The 16611-nt window shown below is 73.2% G+C and carries 15 protein-coding genes; all 15 read right to left on the minus strand.

The features are described from left to right. Positions 1 to 46: 46 nt before the first annotated feature. Complete coding sequence (atpB, locus tag AC2A1K_RS02020) at positions 47 to 877, minus strand: F0F1 ATP synthase subunit A (protein WP_483894628.1); 831 nt, start codon at positions 875 to 877, stop codon at positions 47 to 49. After that, positions 874 to 1173, minus strand: coding sequence for an AtpZ/AtpI family protein (locus AC2A1K_RS02025; RefSeq protein WP_483894629.1), 300 nt, complete (start codon positions 1171 to 1173; stop codon positions 874 to 876). The genes atpB and AC2A1K_RS02025 overlap by 4 nt, the downstream gene beginning before the upstream one ends. An 88-nt stretch (positions 1174 to 1261) precedes the next feature. Continuing rightward, positions 1262 to 1744: a Cg1360 family ATP-synthase-associated protein gene (locus AC2A1K_RS02030; protein ID WP_483894630.1), complete on the minus strand. Its 483-nt coding sequence runs from the start codon at positions 1742 to 1744 to the stop codon at positions 1262 to 1264. 29 nt (positions 1745 to 1773) lie between these two features. Beyond that, on the minus strand, positions 1774 to 2907 hold the full coding sequence (locus AC2A1K_RS02035) for a glycosyltransferase family 4 protein (protein WP_483894696.1): 1134 nt from the start codon (positions 2905 to 2907) through the stop codon (positions 1774 to 1776). Between the two features lie 209 nt (positions 2908 to 3116). Continuing rightward, a complete protein-coding gene (locus tag AC2A1K_RS02040; protein ID WP_483894631.1) occupies positions 3117 to 4403 on the minus strand; it encodes a serine hydroxymethyltransferase in 1287 nt (428 codons plus the stop codon). Positions 4404 to 4506: 103 nt separating this feature from the next. Beyond that, positions 4507 to 5151, minus strand: coding sequence for an L-threonylcarbamoyladenylate synthase (locus tag AC2A1K_RS02045; RefSeq protein ID WP_483894632.1), 645 nt, complete (start codon positions 5149 to 5151; stop codon positions 4507 to 4509). 11 nt (positions 5152 to 5162) lie between these two features. Continuing rightward, positions 5163 to 6095 carry a peptide chain release factor N(5)-glutamine methyltransferase gene (gene prmC, locus AC2A1K_RS02050; RefSeq protein WP_483894697.1) on the minus strand — a complete coding sequence of 311 codons (933 nt, stop codon included), beginning with the start codon at positions 6093 to 6095 and terminating at the stop codon, positions 5163 to 5165. 11 nt (positions 6096 to 6106) lie between these two features. Further along, positions 6107 to 7213 (minus strand): peptide chain release factor 1, encoded by a 1107-nt coding sequence (prfA, locus tag AC2A1K_RS02055; protein WP_483894698.1) that lies wholly within the window; start codon positions 7211 to 7213, stop codon positions 6107 to 6109. 108 nt (positions 7214 to 7321) lie between these two features. Next, positions 7322 to 7543 carry a 50S ribosomal protein L31 gene (gene rpmE / locus AC2A1K_RS02060; RefSeq protein WP_483894633.1) on the minus strand — a complete coding sequence of 74 codons (222 nt, stop codon included), beginning with the start codon at positions 7541 to 7543 and terminating at the stop codon, positions 7322 to 7324. Between the two features lie 241 nt (positions 7544 to 7784). Beyond that, positions 7785 to 9317, minus strand: coding sequence for a phenylacetate--CoA ligase family protein (locus AC2A1K_RS02065; protein WP_483894634.1), 1533 nt, complete (start codon positions 9315 to 9317; stop codon positions 7785 to 7787). Continuing rightward, complete coding sequence (locus AC2A1K_RS02070; protein ID WP_483894635.1) at positions 9314 to 10441, minus strand: nitroreductase family protein; 1128 nt, start codon at positions 10439 to 10441, stop codon at positions 9314 to 9316. Before AC2A1K_RS02070 ends, AC2A1K_RS02065 begins: the two co-directional genes overlap by 4 nt. Before the next feature lie 98 nt (positions 10442 to 10539). Beyond that, a complete protein-coding gene (rho, locus tag AC2A1K_RS02075) occupies positions 10540 to 12696 on the minus strand; it encodes a transcription termination factor Rho (protein WP_483894699.1) in 2157 nt (718 codons plus the stop codon). A 424-nt stretch (positions 12697 to 13120) separates the two neighbouring features. Beyond that, entirely contained in the window at positions 13121 to 14044 is a 924-nt protein-coding gene (gene thrB / locus AC2A1K_RS02080; RefSeq protein WP_483894636.1) for a homoserine kinase, read from the minus strand. Positions 14045 to 14058: 14 nt separating this feature from the next. After that, positions 14059 to 15150, minus strand: coding sequence for a threonine synthase (thrC, locus tag AC2A1K_RS02085; protein ID WP_483894637.1), 1092 nt, complete (start codon positions 15148 to 15150; stop codon positions 14059 to 14061). Next, positions 15147 to 16610, minus strand: coding sequence for a homoserine dehydrogenase (locus AC2A1K_RS02090; RefSeq protein WP_483894638.1), 1464 nt, complete (start codon positions 16608 to 16610; stop codon positions 15147 to 15149). Before AC2A1K_RS02090 ends, thrC begins: the two co-directional genes overlap by 4 nt. Position 16611: the final 1 nt, after the last annotated feature.

Here is a 16611-nt window from a genome sequence, read left to right on the forward strand (position 1 = left end):
CGATGGCGCCGGTGGTTTCGGCGACCCGGTGATCGTCGGTGGTGCTCTAGTGCTCGTCGGCCAGCGACGCACCGATGTACGACGCCGTGAGGACGGTGAAGATGTAGGCCTGCACCACCTGGATGAAGGCCTCGAAGAACGTCATGACGATCGCGAAGAGGAACGCGAACGGCGACAGGACGTTGAGGACGAGATCGTCCGCGACGGTGAGCATGTACTCGCCGCCGAAGATGAAGACCAGCAGCAGCAGGTGGCCGGCGAGCATGTTGCCGAACAACCGCAGCGAGAGCGTGACGGGTCGCAGGATGAAGTTCGAGAGGAACTCGATCGGGGTCAGGATGACCCGGACCCAGGCCGGCACGCCGGGCGGCCAGGTCATGAGCCGGACGTAGCCGCCGAAGCCCTGCTTCCTGATGCCGACGTAGTTGTAGATCAGCCACGTGATGGCGGCGAGCGCGTACGCCATGCCCGGGTGGGAGAACGACGGGAACTGCACGAACGGCAGGATCCCGAAGACGTTGTTCACCACGATGAACGCGAAGAGCGCCACCAGGTAGGGCACGTACTTGCGGAACTCGGGACCGATGTTGTCGCGCGCGATCTGGTCCCGGACGATGCCCTGGAACCTCTCCGCGAGGAACTGCAGCCGCCCGGGAACCACCTTGGGGTCCTTCGTCGCGAGCGCGAAGAACAGCCACACGAAGCCCGCGGCGACGATGAACTGGATCGAGACCTTGTCGAACCATTCGAGGACCGGGATCCCCTCGAAGATCGGGGGGAGGTTGAAGTCCTCGACACCGGGCGCCTTGAAGCCCTCGGCCGGGGTGTCGGGCGGGACCGGCGGCGCCGGCACCTGCGTCAACAACGACGAGATCACCCGTGCTGCTCCTTCCGGTCCTCCGGGCCGGCGGGTTCACCGGGTCGAGGGGGGTCGGTGGGGACGTAAAGGTATCGGATATAGATCAACGCGAAGGACGCCGCCCCACCGACCAGCAGGCCGACGAGAAGGAACCACCGCGTCGAGAGCAGCAGGTCCAGTCCCCACCCCAGTCCTCCGAAGAGCACGATCCCGGAGATCAGGTGCGAGAGGACCGTCCACGCCTCCGACGGCGAGTGGTCGGACCCCTGCGGAGGGGTGCGACCCGCATCTCCGCGGAGGCTGTCCTGCGCCATCGAGGCGCACCATATCAGCAGGTTCGTCGGAGTCCACTACGGGCCGTCGGAGGCTCTACCGCTGGTCGGGGGACCTCTACGACGCAGATCACACCGCGATCGTGGGGGTCCGTAGCCGGGCGAAGGCGATGACCTCGCCGACGATGAAGGCGATCGCCGTCGGGCCGAGCGCGAGGGCGGCGATGCGAGTGTCGACGACGCCGAGCGCCTGCAGCACCAGGAAGACGACGAGCAGCAGGCCGAGCTTGCCCATCATGCTCACGAGCGCGGCCGCCATGACGACCATCGGGTCGGCGGCGGCGGTCCAGCGCATGACGAGCGGACCGAGCGAGCAGACGGCGATGACGATCACCGCGCCGACGATCGCCGCCACGACTCCGGTGGTCCCGGCGAGCAGGCCGGCGACCACCGCGGCGAGCACGCCCACGATCGCGGCGGGCCACAGGCCGCCGCGCAGCATCGCCCGGCTGGCCTCGAGGACCTGGGCCGTGGTGGCGGGGGTGGCGTGGGGCGTCGCTCCCGGCGAGGACGGGGTCCGCGGGGTGGGTTCGGGTGACTCGGGGCTGGTCATCGGGGTCTTTCCTCTCGGGGAGCACCGGGTCAGGTGCGGGAGCGCAGGCGCGGGACGGCGGAGGCCAGGACGGCCACGAGCACCCCCGCCGTGACCATCCAGACCACCAGGAACGCGTTGTCGATGAGCGCGAGGGCCACCGCTCCGAACGACAGCACGCCCGCCCACAGGTAGATGAGGAGCACGGCGCGGCGCTGGGAGTGGCCGATCTCGAGCAGCCGGTGGTGCAGGTGCATCTTGTCCGGCGCGAAGGGGCTGGTGCCCGCGCGGGTCCGGCGGATCACGGCGAGCAGCAGGTCGAGCAGCGGCACGAAGATCACCGCAGCCACCACGATCAGGGGCGTGACCAGCGCGAGCGCCCCGGTGGCGCCGGTGGTCGAGTAGTTGGTGCGTCCCGAGGCCGTCGTGACGGCGGCCGCGAGCGTCAGGCCGATGAACATCGAGCCCGAGTCGCCCATGAACAGGCGCGCGGGCTGGAAGTTGTGCGGCAGGAACCCCGCCAGCGCCCCGGCCAGGACGGCGGCGATGAGCGCGGGCGGGTAGGCGTTGACGTCGCCGTTCTGCTGGCCGAGCAGGCCGAGGGCGAACGCGCAGGTGGCCGTGGCCGCGATCGTGCCGATACCGGCGGCGAGCCCGTCGAGGCCGTCGACGAAGTTCATCGCGTTGATCAGCAGGACGCAGAGGAACACCGTGATGAGCACGCCCTGGTCCTGGCCGAGCAGGAGCACCGACCCGGTGCTCCCGCCCGTGCCGCCCCACGGCAGGTACACCGCGGTCCACTGCACGCCCATGAGCACCAGCACGCCCGCGGCCGTGGCCTGGCCGGCGAGCTTCGTCAGGGCGTCGAGGCCGAAGCGGTCGTCCAGCACACCGACCAGCACGATGACGCCGCCGGCGACGAGCACGGCGACGGTCTCGTTCGAGTAGTCGAACGCCCGTCGCAGCACGGGCAGCTGTGAGGCGACGAACACGCCCCCGACGACGCCGAGGTAGATGCCGACGCCGCCGAGGCGCGGGATCGGGATGGTGTGCACGTCGCGCCCGCGGGGCACCGCGATCGCGCCCATGCGCAGCGCGACCCGGCGCACCAGGCCGGTCAGCAGGTAGGTGACGACCGCGGCGGACAGCCCGACCAGGAGGTACTCCCGGATCGGTAGCCCCATCGGGGCGAAGTCCGCTGACGGGCCCACGGCAACCGAGGGTAGCCCCGCGGTGTTGCGGACCCCATGACGGGGAGCACGCCGAGAGGGATGCGTGTCGTTCTCGGGCCCGCGCCTCCCGGCGACGAGGAGACGGCTCGGCAGCGCTCCTCCGGTGCTCCTCCGGTGCTCCTCCGGTGCCCCTCGCTCGCGCTGTCCTGCCGTTCCCCCGCCTAGCGGGCGTACGCCGGGAAGCGCGACACCAGGGTGCCGACCTCCTCGCGCACGTCGGCGAGGGTCTTCTGCCCGACGTCGGTGCTCTCGTCGGCGGTGACCGCGGTGGCGATGAGGCGAGCGACGTCACCCATCTCGGCCTCGGTCATGCCCTGCGTGGTGATGGAGGGCGAGCCGACGCGGATGCCCGACGCCGTCATCGGCGGCTGCGGGTCGTACGGGATCGCGTTCTTGTTGAGCGTGATGCCGGCCAGCCCGCTGCGGGCCTCGGCCTCCTTGCCCGTGACCCCGAGCTTGGTGAGGTCGAGCAGCGCGAGGTGGGTGTCGGTGCCGCCCGAGATCGCACGCATCCCCTGGGTCTCCAGACCCGAGGAGAGCGCCTGCGCATTGGCGATGACCTGGCGCGCGTAGCGCTGGTAGTCCTCGGTGGCGGCCTCGGCGAGCGCGGTCGCCTTCGCGGCCACCGCGTGCATCAGCGGCCCGCCCTGCAGGAACGGGAAGACGGCCTTGTCCAGGGCCTTCGCGTGCTCGGCCTTCGAGACGAGCATGCCGCCCCGAGGGCCGCGCAGGACCTTGTGCGTCGTGAACGTGACGACGTCGGCGTAGGGCACCGGGCTGGGGATCGCCTTCCCCGCGACGAGGCCGATGAAGTGGGCGGCGTCGACCCAGAGGATCGCGCCGACCTCGTCGGCGATGGCGCGGAACTTCTCGAAGTCGATCAGGCGCGGGTAGGCGGTGGCCCCCGCGACGATCATCTTCGGGCGGTGCTCGAGGGCCAGGTCGCGGACCTGGTCGTAGTCGATGAGCCCGTCGTCCTCGCGGACCGTGTAGGGCACGGGCTCGAACCACTTGCCCGAGAAGCTGACCTTCGCGCCGTGGGTGAGGTGCCCGCCGTGCGGCAGGCTCATGGCCAGCACCTTGTCGCCGGGCCGGCAGAACGCCGCGTACACCGCGAGGTTGGCGTTCGCGCCCGAGTGCGGCTGGAGGTTGGCGTGCTCGGCGCCGAAGAGGGCCTTGGCGCGGTCGATGCCGATCAGCTCGGCGCGGTCGACGACCTCGCAGCCGCCGTAGTAGCGCCGGCCCGGGTAGCCCTCGGCGTACTTGTTGGACAGCGTCGAGCCGAGCGCCGCGAGCACGGCGGGGCTGGTGAGGTTCTCGCTCGCGATGAGCTGGAGTCCTCCGCGCAGCCGGGTGAGCTCGTCGTCGACGACCTGGGCGATCTCGGGATCGACGGCCTTCAGTGCGTCGTAGTCCGGGCCCCAGAAGTGCTGCGAGTCGGCTGCCATGTCGACTCACGTTACCGGCGCATCACGGCTTCGCGCGGCCCCGGTGGTACATGGGTCACAGTGCCCTGTGCGCACTTTCCGGGCGTATCGGCCCGGAAAGTACTCACATGGTGACGGGGACGCCGACGACGCGGGAGACGTCGTCGGCGCTGACGGCGCCCTCGCGGCGCAGGCGGGGGGTCTCGCCGGTCAGGTCGACGATCGTCGAGCCGACGCCGGACGCGCAGACCCCGCCGTCGAGGTAGACCTCCACGGAGTCGCCGAGCTGGTCGCGGGCCTCCTGGGCCGTGGTCGCCGGGGGCTGCCCGGAGACGTTCGCGCTGCTCTGGGCCATCGGGCCGACCTCGCGCAGCAGCTCGAGGGCCACCGGGTGCAGGGGCATGCGCAGCATCACCGTGCCCCGCGTCGTCCCGAGATCCCACGCCAGGCTCGGCGCGTGGGGCAGGACGATCGAGAGCCCGCCCGGCCAGAACGCCTCGACGAGGTCGCGCGCCACCGGCGGCACGACACCGACCAGCCCGTCGATCGTCGACCAGCTGCCGACGAGCACCCCGAGCGGCATGTCCGGCCCGCGGTGCTTGGCGGCGAGCAGGTCGGCCACCGCCTGCGCGTCGAACGCGTCCGCGACGATGCCGTAGAGGGTGTCGGTGGGGGTGACGACGAGCCGGCCCGCCCGCACCGCGGCCGACGCCGCGGCCAGTCCCGTGGGTCGCGTCGCCGGATCCTCGCAGTCGTACAGCGTGGCCACGGCGCCCCAGCCTAGGACGACGGACCGGGGAGGCCGGGGGCGGGCGGCGGCTCGTCCGGAACGTCGAGTGTGCGTGCACCATGATCGACGGGCCGTGTCGACCATGATGCGCGCACACTCGGCGCCGCCGGACGGAGTGCGGTCGCCACGCGGGGGCGTCCGGTGAGATCGAGAAGCGTCGTGACCTCGGTGAATCCGGCGTCGGTCAGCACCTCGCGGACGGCGGCGGGGTGCGAGTCGTCGTGCTCGATCCCCACCGCTCCCCCGGGCCGCAGCAGCCGGTGGGCCAGCGCGGCCACGGGCCGGATCACCGCGAGCCCGTCGGGGCCGGCGAACACCGCGTCGTGCGGGTCGGCGTCGACCTCGGGCGGAACGGCGAGCCCCTCGGGGACGTAGGGCGGGTTGCAGACGACGACGTCGACGATGCCGTCGAGGTCGGCGAGCACGCCCGCCCCGGTCACGTCGGCCTGGTGCAGGACGACGGTCGAACCCTCCAGGTTCCGCCGCGTCCAGGCCAGCGCCCCGGGGTCGGCCTCGACGGCGTGCACGACGGCCCCGGGACGCTCGCGGGCGATCGCCAGAGCCAGGGCGCCGGTGCCCGTGCCGAGGTCGACGACGGTGTCGCCGGGCCGCCCGAGCGCCCACTCCAGGAGGACCTCGGTCTCGGGTCGCGGCACGAACACCCCGGGGCCGACGGCCACCTCGACCGGACCGAGCACGGCCGTGCCGAGCAGGTGCTGCAGCGGCTCGCGCGCGACCCGGCGCGCGACCAGGGCGTCGAGCACCGTGAGCGTCGGCTCGTCGGCGGGCGGCTCGGCGAGCAGGAGACGGCCCCGCGGGATCCCCAGGACGTGCGCGACCAGCTGCTCGGCGTCGGCCCGGGGCGACGCGACGCCGGCGTCGGCGAGCCGGGCCGTGGTCCGGGCGAGCAGGGTCGTGATCAGGCTGCGCTCACCTACCGGTTCGTCGCCTCGTCCGCGGCGCGCGCCATCCGCTCGGAGCGGTCGGCGGCGCGCAGGGCGTCGAGCACGCCGTCGAGGTCCCCGTCGAGCACCCGGTCGAGGTCGTGGGACTTGTACCCGATGCGGTGGTCGGAGATCCGGTTCTCGGGGAAGTTGTAGGTGCGCACGCGCTCGGAGCGGTCCACCGTGCGGACCTGGCTGCGGCGGTCCGCCGACGCCTGCGCCTGCTCGGCCTCGTCGGCCATCGCCTGCAGCCGGCTGCGCAGCACCTCGAGGGCGCGCGCCTTGTTCTGCAGCTGGGAGCGCTCGTTCTGGCAGGACACGACCACCCCGGTGGGCAGGTGGGTGATCCGGACCGCGGAGTCGGTGGTGTTGACGCCCTGCCCGCCCTTGCCCGACGACCGGAAGACGTCGATGCGCAGGTCCTTCTCGTCGATCTCGATCTCCGATGCGCCCTCCGCCTCGGGGTAGACGAGCACCCCGGCCGCGGAGGTGTGGATGCGGCCCTGCGACTCGGTGACGGGCACCCGCTGCACGCGGTGCACCCCGCCCTCGTACTTGAACCACGACCAGACGCCGTCCGCCGGATCGTCCGACAGCGTGCTGCCGGGCGCGGTGACGGTGACGGTGACGTCCTTGTAGCCGCCGAGGTCGGACTCCGTCGCCGAGAGCACCTCGACCTTCCAGCCGCGACGCTCGGCGTAGCGGGAGTACATGCGCAGCAGGTCGCCGGCGAACAGCGCCGACTCCTCGCCGCCCTCCCCCGACTTGACCTCGACCACCACGTCGTTCGCGTCGGCGGGGTCGCGCGGGACCAGCTGCTCGGACAGGCGCGCGCGCAGCGTCTCGACCCGGGCCTCGAGCTCCCTGGCCTCGGCGGCGAACGCCGGGTCCTCGCGGGCGAGCTCGTGGGCGTCGGCGAGGTCGGCCTCGGCGGAACTGAGCTCGCCGACCGTGGCCACGACGGGCGAGAGCGCCGCGTAGCGCCGTCCCAGCGAGCGGGCGAGCGCGGCGTCGGCGTGCACGTCGGGGTCGGCCAAGCGCGCCTCCAGGCCCGCGTGCTCCTCGAGCAGCGCGGTGACGCCGGGCGAGGACGTCATGCTGTCCTGGGTCACCGTGGGGACCTCCCTTCGGGGGCTGACCTGCCCGGACACGCAGAACGCCCGCCGCCCCGCGCGCTGGCGCAGGGGCGACGGGCGTCGCGGGAGCTACTTCTTGCCGGCGGTGCGCTTCCCGTAGCGGGCCTCGAAGCGAGCCACGCGACCGCCGGTGTCCATGATCCGCTGCTTGCCCGTGTAGAAGGGGTGGCACGCGGAGCAGATCTCGACGGTGATGTTGCCGCCCGGCTTGGTGCTACGGGTGGTGAACGAGTTGCCGCAGCCGCACAGCACCTGGGTCTCGTGGTAATCGGGGTGGATGCCGCTCTTCACCGATCGTGGTCCTCTCGCGTCGTGGTCGCCGGGTCCCCGCGGCAGCGCCGCTGGATGGGGTGAACCGGAACCTGGTGTGCGGGCCATTCTCGCAGGACCGCCCGCTGTGCTGCACAACCACCTCGGAGTCCCCGTTGTTCCCGGCACCTGGCGTCCCGGCCATCCTCGTGAGCACGCCGATGGGAGCCACGCTCGCGTTCGGATCCACCACAGCACGCCGAGGGTCCAGGAATCCGTCCGGTCACGCCGCCCGGGGGGCGACCACCTGCTCGTCGATGCCGGCCGCTTCGGCGCCCGCGGCGTCGAGGATCCAGACGTACTCGTTCTTGAGACGCCCGCCGTCGTCGGCGAACACGCCGCTGCGGAAGGGGTAGACACCGACCGTCGGCTCGGTGCCCGGCGAGCTGGTCCGGATGGCGTTGTCGAAGTCCCGGTTGGCGCGGCGCATCGCGACGAGCAGCCGGTGGGCGGCTCGCTCGGGGTCGACCAACGAGTGCCCGTCGGCGAGCTGCAGCGCGAGGTGCAGGCGGCGGTCGCCAGCGTGGTCCTCGTACGAGATCACGCGGTGGTTCTCGACGGCCGCGAGGAGCTCGGGATCACCGGCCACGGCGTCGCGGACCCCGTCGGGCGGGACGACGGCGCCGTTGTAGTCCACCGAGTGGTCGCTGCGCCCGTACTGCAGCAGCAGCGGCAGGTCGAGCGTGCGCTCGTCGAGCACCTCGGTGAGGCCGAAGCGGCGCAGGACCGGCAGGACGTCGCGCATGCGCAGCACGTGCCCGCGGTCGTGGATGTTGTAGCGGATGCGGGGGTCGACGTTCTGCGGACGCGTGACGGTCACGACCAGCTCGCCGGTGTCGTTCTCCTCGATCAGGTAGGCGTACGGGTTGAACTGGAAGATGTTCGGCAGGACGCCGTACTCGTCGGTCCTGGTCAGGGCCGAGGCGAGGGCCGGGTCGGCGGCGATCGCCCGGCGCAGCGCGATGGTGAACTCGGTCTCGACGGCGATGCTGATCTCGAGGTCGCTCGCCCCGTAGGCGCCGACGACCTTCCGCGCGCGGCGCAGGATGTGCTCACGCATCCCCTCGCTGATCCCCTCGCCCCCGAAGGCGCAGACCACGTCGTAGGCCGACCAGTCGAGCCGGTCGTCGGAGAGCAGGCCTTTGAGGAACGGCGGGTAGCTGGTGATCACGTAGGTGTAGCCGGTGCCGAACTCCCGCATGGTGTTGATGATCTTGTCGCGGTCCGGCCCGCAGGACTTGATGGTCGACACCCGCGTCAGCGCCGCGGTGACGTTCATGCCCGTCGCCCAGGCGCCGAGCGAGAAGGCGTTGATGACGAACACCGGCCGCTCCGGGCTCGCGTGGCGCAGGAAGCCGACGCGCAGCACCTCCCGCGACGCCCGGCGCTCGACCGGTCCGCGGACCCAGCTGGTGGGGGTGCCCGTCGAGCCCGACGACTCGTCGACGACGACCCCGCGCCGCGGGAGCCGCCCGCCCACGCAGCGCTCGGGGATCGACCAGCGGGCGATGTAGCTCCGCTTGTCCGTCTCGGGGAGGTCCGCGAACGCCGCGGCCGCCGACACCCCCTGCTCGGCCAGGAACGCCCGGTAGGCGGGGACGCGGCGGACGGTGCGGGCGGCCGTGCGCTGCGCCCGGCGGCGTCCAAGCCACCACCGCAGGCGCTCGAAGCCCGGCGCAAGGAGCAGGGCGTGGGTCCGCGGGGACCGCCCGAGCAGGTCGACCAGGAGCTCCTGGAACCACCACAGGATCCTCACGACGCCACCGCCGGCGTGTCGGTGTTGCCGTTGACCAGCATCGCGTCGAGCCGGCGTCGCCAGGCCCGTGGTGGCGGCTTCCCGGTCCCGTAGCGGAAGAGCATCCACGCCATCCGACCGCCGGACTCGTCGATGCCGGTGCGCTCGACGAACGCGGTGTGGGATCGGGGGTTGGTGATCACCGTGCCGAAGGGGTGCAGGTCCACGCCGTGGCGGGTGAAGGCGAGCCAGATGCGCAAGAAGACGCGCCCGGCCTCGACGTGGTCGGCGGGGCCGTCGAAGGGGCCGGTGAGCCAGCCCAGCTCGCGCACGCCGCGCATCGTGGCGAGGTAGACCCGGCGGAACAGGCCGCCGATCACGGGCAGGTCCCACAGCCACCGGTGGCGCATGGCGATCCGCAGCAGCGGGCCGGGGATCAGCATGGTCTCGGCGGAGAGGCCGTCGCGGGTGGCGGCGGCCTGGCGCCGTGACGTGCGGATCCAGGTGAGGATCTCGGCGTGCACGGCGTCGTCGCGCAGGTCGTCGAACAGGGTCTCCTGATTGATCCGGATCAGGTCGTCGACGAGCGCCTGGTCGCCGGTGCGCCCGAACTCCTGGCCGGCCGCGGCGGCGATGGCCGCGACCTCCTCGGTGACCCGGGCGTCCACGGGACGGCGGTCGTAGGGGCGGCGCGAAGTCCGGCGCCGGCGGAACGCCGCCATCTGCTCGACCGCCGCGTCGGTGACCGGGGTGGGCTCGAGCTCGACGGTGCCGAGCAGGTGGCGGCGCTGCGGCGACGAGAAGTCCATCTCGGCGAGCCGCAGGGACTCGCGGACCGCCCAGCCGTGCGCGGCGGCGACGGTGGCGAGGGACTCGAGGTACACCCCGGCGCACACGTGCGCGAACGGGATGCCGAAGTTCTCGGCGGGCAGGCCGCGGTCGAGGTCGTAGAAGATCTCCGCGTGTCGCTCGTCGTGGACACGCACCACGATCGGCTGGGAGTTGTGGGGCGAGGGGTAGCGGCGCGCCTCGTCCAGGATCGCCGGCCAAGGGCCGGGGAGGGAGGGGGCGCCGGCGCCGGGGTGGGCTGTCATGCCGTCAGCCTCGTACGCCGCGACGTCGACGACCGCCGTACGACTACTCAAGTCCCGGAGCGAACCCGCCGTGGCGGCGCACAGAAGCAGCGAACGTCCAGCTGAGCACGCCGATAGGGCGTTCGCTCCGAACCACGGGGCGGAACGGGCTAGTCGTCGTCCTTGCCGGGCGTCGTCTTAGCCACCTGCATGAGGAACTCGATGTTCGTCCGGCTCTTGCGCAGGCGATCGAGGACGAGCTCGATGGCCTGCTGCGAGTCGAGCGCGGCGAGCACGCGCCGCAGGCGGTGGGTCACCGCCATTTCGTCCGGCGACAGGAGCAGCTCCTCCTTGCGCGTGCCCGACGGGTCGGGGTCGATCGCGGGGAAGATCCGCTTGTCGGCGAGCTTGCGGTCGAGCTTGAGCTCGGCGTTGCCGGTGCCCTTGAACTCCTCGAAGATCACCGTGTCCATCGTCGACCCGGTCTCGACCAGGGCCGTCGCGAAGATGGTGAGCGAGCCGCCGTCCTCGATGTTCCGCGCGGCGCCGAGGAAGCGCTTCGGCGGGTAGAGGGCCGTCGAGTCGACACCACCGGACAGGATGCGCCCGGACGCCGGGGCCGCGAGGTTGTACGCGCGACCCAGGCGGGTGATCGAGTCGAGCAGGACCACCACGTCGTGGCCCATCTCGACCAGGCGCTTCGCCCGCTCGATGGCCAGCTCCGACAGCGAGGTGTGGTCCGACGGCGGCCGGTCGAAGGTCGAGGCGATGACCTCGCCCTTCACCGAGCGCTGCATGTCGGTGACCTCCTCCGGCCGCTCGTCGACGAGCACGACCATGAGGTGGACCTCGGGGTTGTTCGTGGTGATCGCGTTGGCGATCGCCTGCAGCACCATCGTCTTGCCGGCCTTCGGCGGCGAGACGATCAGCGCGCGCTGGCCCTTGCCGACCGGCATGACCAGGTCGATGACACGCGTGGTCAGCAGGTGCGAGTCGGTCTCGAGGCGCAGCCGCTCGTTCGGGTAGAGCGGGGTGAGCTTGGTGAACTCCGGACGCTTGCGCGCCGCCTCGGGGTCCAGCCCGTTGATCGAGTCGATGCGCACCAGCGGGTTGAACTTCTGCCGGTTCTGCTCGCCCTCGCGCTGCTGGCGGACCTGGCCGGTGACGGCGTCACCGCGGCGCAGACCGTGCTTGCGCACCAGCGACATCGACACGTAGACGTCGTTCGGCCCCGACGCGTAGCCCGAGGTGCGGACGAACGCGTAGTTGTCGAGCACGTCGAGGATGCCGGCGACGGGGATGAGGACGTCGTCGTCGCGGACCTCCGGCTCGCCGCCGCCCTGGCCCCGCTCGTTGCGGTCGCCGCGATCGTTGCGGTTGCGGCGACGGTCGCGGAAGCGCCGGCCGCGACGGCGGCCACCGCCCTCCTCGTCGTCGTCGTCGGAGTCGTCGCGCTGGTTGGTCTGCTGCTGGCCGCCCTGGTTCTGGCCACCACCCTGCTGGTTGCGGCCGCCACCCTGGTTCTGGCCGCCCTGGTTCTGGCCGCCCTGGTTCTGGCCGCCCTGGTTCTGGCCGCCCTGACCGTTCTGGTCGGGCTTGCCGCCCTGCTGGCGGTCGCGCTCGCGCTGGCGGCGGGACTGGCCGCCCTGGCCCTGGCCGCCACCCGGGTGGCGATCACCCTCGCCGTCGGGCGTGATGTCGGTGCGCTCGGTGGCGGGCGCGCTGTCGGTGGCCGATCCGCTCGCGGAGGTCTCCTCCGCGGCGGCCGCACCGTCCGGGGCGTCGACGCCCGGACCGGCGTCGCGGCGGGCGCCACGACGGCCACGGCGCGACGACGTGGGCGCCTCGGAGGGGGTGTCGGCCGAGGTCTCGGACGCCGTGTCGGCCGGAGCCTCGGTCGCGGTGGCCGTGGCCGCGGCGGCGTCGGCACCGGGCACGGCGTCGGTCGCGGCGGTGACGGCACCGGGCACCTCGGCGGATGCCGTGTCGTTGGTCGGCGCCGCGACGTCCGCGGTGGCGTCGCCGGCCGGGGACTCGCTCGTCCCGGGCGGCGAGCCCGCCGCGGAGGTGGCGCGACGGCGGCCGCCGCGGCGGCGTGCCGGAGCAGCGTCCTCGGTGGGCACCTCGGCGGGGGTCTCGGCGGGGATCTCGGAGGTGGCAGCGGCCGTGCCGTTGGGGCCGGCAGGGGCGTCCTCGGCGAGCGGGAGCTGGTCACCACCGCCGGACTGCCGTCTCTTGATCTCGGCGATGAGGTCGTTGCGCCGCATCCCCGTGGTGTCGGAGACGCCGAGCGAGGTCGCGAGTTCGCGCAGCTCGGCGAGCACCATTCCGGAGACACCTCCTCGCCGGCGCCGTTCGGGCGCGGGAGTCGCAGCGCCGTCGGCGCCGTCGGTGGAGATGACGTCGGTTTCGGTCACGCAGGTCCTTCCTGACCGGCCCGGGGACCACCCGAGCCAGCGGACGTGTCCGCCCCGCATACGACGGGGCTGCTCGCGGGTCCGCTCCGGCCCGGCGGACCGACGGTCGTCGGTCTCGGGTGGGAAGGCCCGCGGAACTCTCGTACAGCGATCATGAGTGTCCGTCCGCCGGGACGACCCGACGGCAGGGGAAGAGGGTTGGCCCCGAACGGAGCGGGACCAGGCACCGACGCGCCACACACGTGGTCGCTGTGGGCCTCAATGTAGACCCCGCCTCCGCGAGCGGCAACAACCACCCCCCGCGTGCCGCACGGACGGCGCCGGGAGATCCCGATCAGATGACCTCGGCACGCGCGCCCTCGGTGTCGACCGCGAGCGGACGCATCGTGAAGCCGGTGGTGTCGAGTCCCTCCGGCAGCTGCCCGTCGAGCGTCAGCGCGAGCACCGTCGGCCCGGCCCCCGAGACCACCGCGGCGACGCCGGCGGCGCGCAGCTCGTCGATCACGGCGGCCGTCTCCGGGTAGGCGGGCCGCCGGTAGGGCTGGTGCAGGCGGTCCTCGGTGGCCGCGAGCAGGAGCTCGGGCTCGCTGGTCAGCGCGTGCACGAGCAGCGCCGACCGTGCCGCCGTGAAGGCCGCGTCCGCGTGCGGGACGCGGTCGGGCAGCAGGCCGCGGGTGGCCTCGGTGGAGCTCGACCGCTCGGCGATCATCACCACCGGTCGCAGCGCCGGGTGTGGCATGAGATGCGCGGCGTGCCACGACCCCTCGTGTCCCCAGCTGACGACGAGCCCGCCGTACAGGCAGGCGGCGACGTTGTCGGCGTGGCCGTCGAACCCGGCCGCGAGGTCGAGCACGTCGCTGTCGTCCAGCGGATACGTCGGGGACAACACGCCGCGGGCCGCGATGATTCCCGCCACCGCGGCGGCGGCCGAGGACCCCAGGCCCCGGCTGTGCGGGATGACGTTGCGACATCGCAGGCGCAGCGACACCCGCGGCGCCCCCACCCGGTCGAACGTCGCGTGCGCGGCGCGCAGGACGAGGTGGCGCTCGTCGCGGGGGACGCGCGCGGCGCCCTCCCCCTCCACCTCGACGGTGCACCGGTCGCCGTCGCCGACCGAGAGCTCGACCTCGTCCCACATCCCCAGCGCCAGCCCGAGCGTGTCGAAGCCGGGCCCGAGGTTCGCCGACGTGGCGGGCACCCGGACGCGCACGACGGTGCCCGCGGCAGGAGCCCCCTGCTGGCCGACCTCCCCTGCCACCTCCGCCCCGGCGCTCAGCGCAGACCCAGGGCGTCGGCGACGGCGTCGACGTGCGTCGGGAGCACGACGGGGTCCGGGGCGTCGGCGAGCGCGGTCGCCGGATCCTTGAGCCCGTGCCCGGTCACGGTGCACACCACGAGCTGGCCGGTGTCGAGACGCCCGGCCCGGGCCTTCGCGAGCAGCCCGGCGACCGACGCCGCCGAGGCCGGCTCCACGAACACGCCGTCGCGGGACGCGAGGAGGCGGTAGGCCTCGAGGATGGCGTCGTCGTCGACCGCGGTGATCTCGCCCGCGGACTCGTCGCGGGCGGCGATCGCGCCGTCCCACGAGGCGGGCGAGCCGATCCGGATGGCCGTGGCCAGCGTCTCGGGCTCGGCGACGGGGGCGCCGCGCACGAGCGGGGCGGCACCCGCGGCCTGCACCCCGAGCATGCGGGGCGTGCCGGCCACGACGCCGTCGCCGGCGTACTCGGTGTAGCCGCGCCAGTAGGCGGTGATGTTGCCGGCGTTGCCGACCGGCAGCGCGTGGACGTCGGGCGCGCGACCGAGTTGGTCGCAGATCTCGAACGACGCCGTCTTCTGCCCCTCGATGCGCGCCGGGTTCACCGAGTTGACCAGCGCGATCGGGTACTGCTCGGCCGCGCGCCGGGCGAGCTCGAGGCAGGCGTCGAAGTTGCCCTCGAGCTGCAGGATGCGGGCACCGTGCACCGTGGCCTGGGCAAGCTTGCCGAGCGCGATCTTGCCCTGGGGCACGAGGACGGCGCAGGTCATGCCGGCGCGCGTGGCGTACGCGGCCGCCGAGGCCGAGGTGTTGCCGGTGGACGCGCAGATCACCGCCTGCGCGCCGCCGGCGAGGGCCTCGGTCATCGCCACGGTCATGCCGCGGTCCTTGAACGAGCCCGTCGGGTTCGCGCCCTCGATCTTGAGGTGGACCTCGCAGCCCGTGAGCTCCGAGAGGTGCGGCGCGGGCAGGAGCGGCGTGCCGCCCTCGCGCAGGGTCACGACCTCCCAGCCGGGCTGCACCCGGGGCAGCCGGTCGCGGTAGGCCTCGATGATGCCGGGCCACTCGACCCGCGCGCCGAGGGCCTGGGCGGGCACGACGGTCATGACGCGCCTCCCAACTCGGTCACGGGGCGCCCGAGCCCCTCGACCCGCAGCACGCCGGCGACACCCCGGACGGCGTCGAGGCCGGTGAGCGCCTCCACCGTGGCCGCGAGGGCGGCGTCGGGAGCGGAGTGGGTCACGATCACCAGTGTGGCGTCCTTGGGCCCGGGAGCGCCATCGTCCCCGTCACGTCCGGCCTCCCCCCGGCCCGCGTCGACCCTCCGGCTCCGCTCCGCCGCGCGTCCCTCCTGGCGCACGGTCGCGATCGACACCCCGTGCTCGGCGAACACGCCCGCGACCTGGGCGAGCACGCCCGCGCGGTCGTTCACGTCGAGCGCGACGTGGTAGCGGGTGTGCGTCTGCCCCATCGCCAGCACCGGCAGGGCCGCGTGCGCGGTGTCGCGGGGACCCCGCCCGCCGATGACGCGGTTGCGGGCGGCGGCGACGAGGTCTCCGAGCACGGCGCTCGCGGTCTGCGGGCCGCCCGCGCCCTGCCCGTAGAACATCAGCTGCCCGGCCGCGGCGGCCTCGATGAACACCGCGTTGTAGGCACCGGAGACCGACGCCAGCGGGTGCGACCGCGGGATCATGGCCGGGTGCACCCGGGCGCTGACCGCAGATCCCCCGTCGCTGCGCTCGCCCCGGCCGCCGTCCACCTGCTCGCAGATCGCCAGCAGCTTCACCGTGCAGCCCAGCGCCTTCGCGGCCGCGATGTCGGCGGCGGTGACGTCGCGGATGCCCTCGCGGTGCACGTCGTCGGCGGTCACGCGGGTGTGGAAGGCGAGGCTCGCGAGGATCGCGGCCTTGGAGGCGGCGTCGTAGCCGTCGACGTCGGCGGTGGGGTCGGCCTCGGCGTAGCCCAGCCGGCCGGCCTCCTCGAGGGCCTCGGTGTAGTTGGCGCCCGAGGACGCCATCGCCGAGAGGATGAAGTTCGTCGTGCCGTTGACGATGCCGGCCACGCGCACGATCCGGTCGCCGGCGAGCGACTGCTGGATCGGGCGCAGCAGCGGGATCGCGCCGGCGACCGAGGCCTCGTAGTAGAGGTCGGCGCCCGACTCGTCGGCGGCCGCGGCGAGCGCCGCCCCGTCCTCGGCGAGCAGCGCCTTGTTCGCCGACACCACCGACTTGCCGCTCTTCAGCGCGGTGAGCAGCAGCCCGCGCACCGGCTCGATGCCGCCGACCAGCTCCACCACCACGTCGACGTCGTCGCGGGACACGAGCCCGGCGGCGTCGGTGGTCAGCAGGTCGGCGGGGACGTCGGGGTGACGCTGGGGGCGCCGGACCGCGACGCCGACCAGACGCACCGGCGCCCCGACCCGCGCGGCCAGCTCGTCGGCCTGCTCGGTGAGCAGCCGGACCACCTGCGACCCGACGACGCCGCAGCCGAGCAGGGCCACGGAGACGGTGCGCCCGCCGTTGCTGCTCGGATGGTCCAGCTCCGCGGAGCTCCGTGTCCCGGCCATG

This window comes from Actinomycetospora sp. 2LY8.5, from assembly GCF_057180585.1.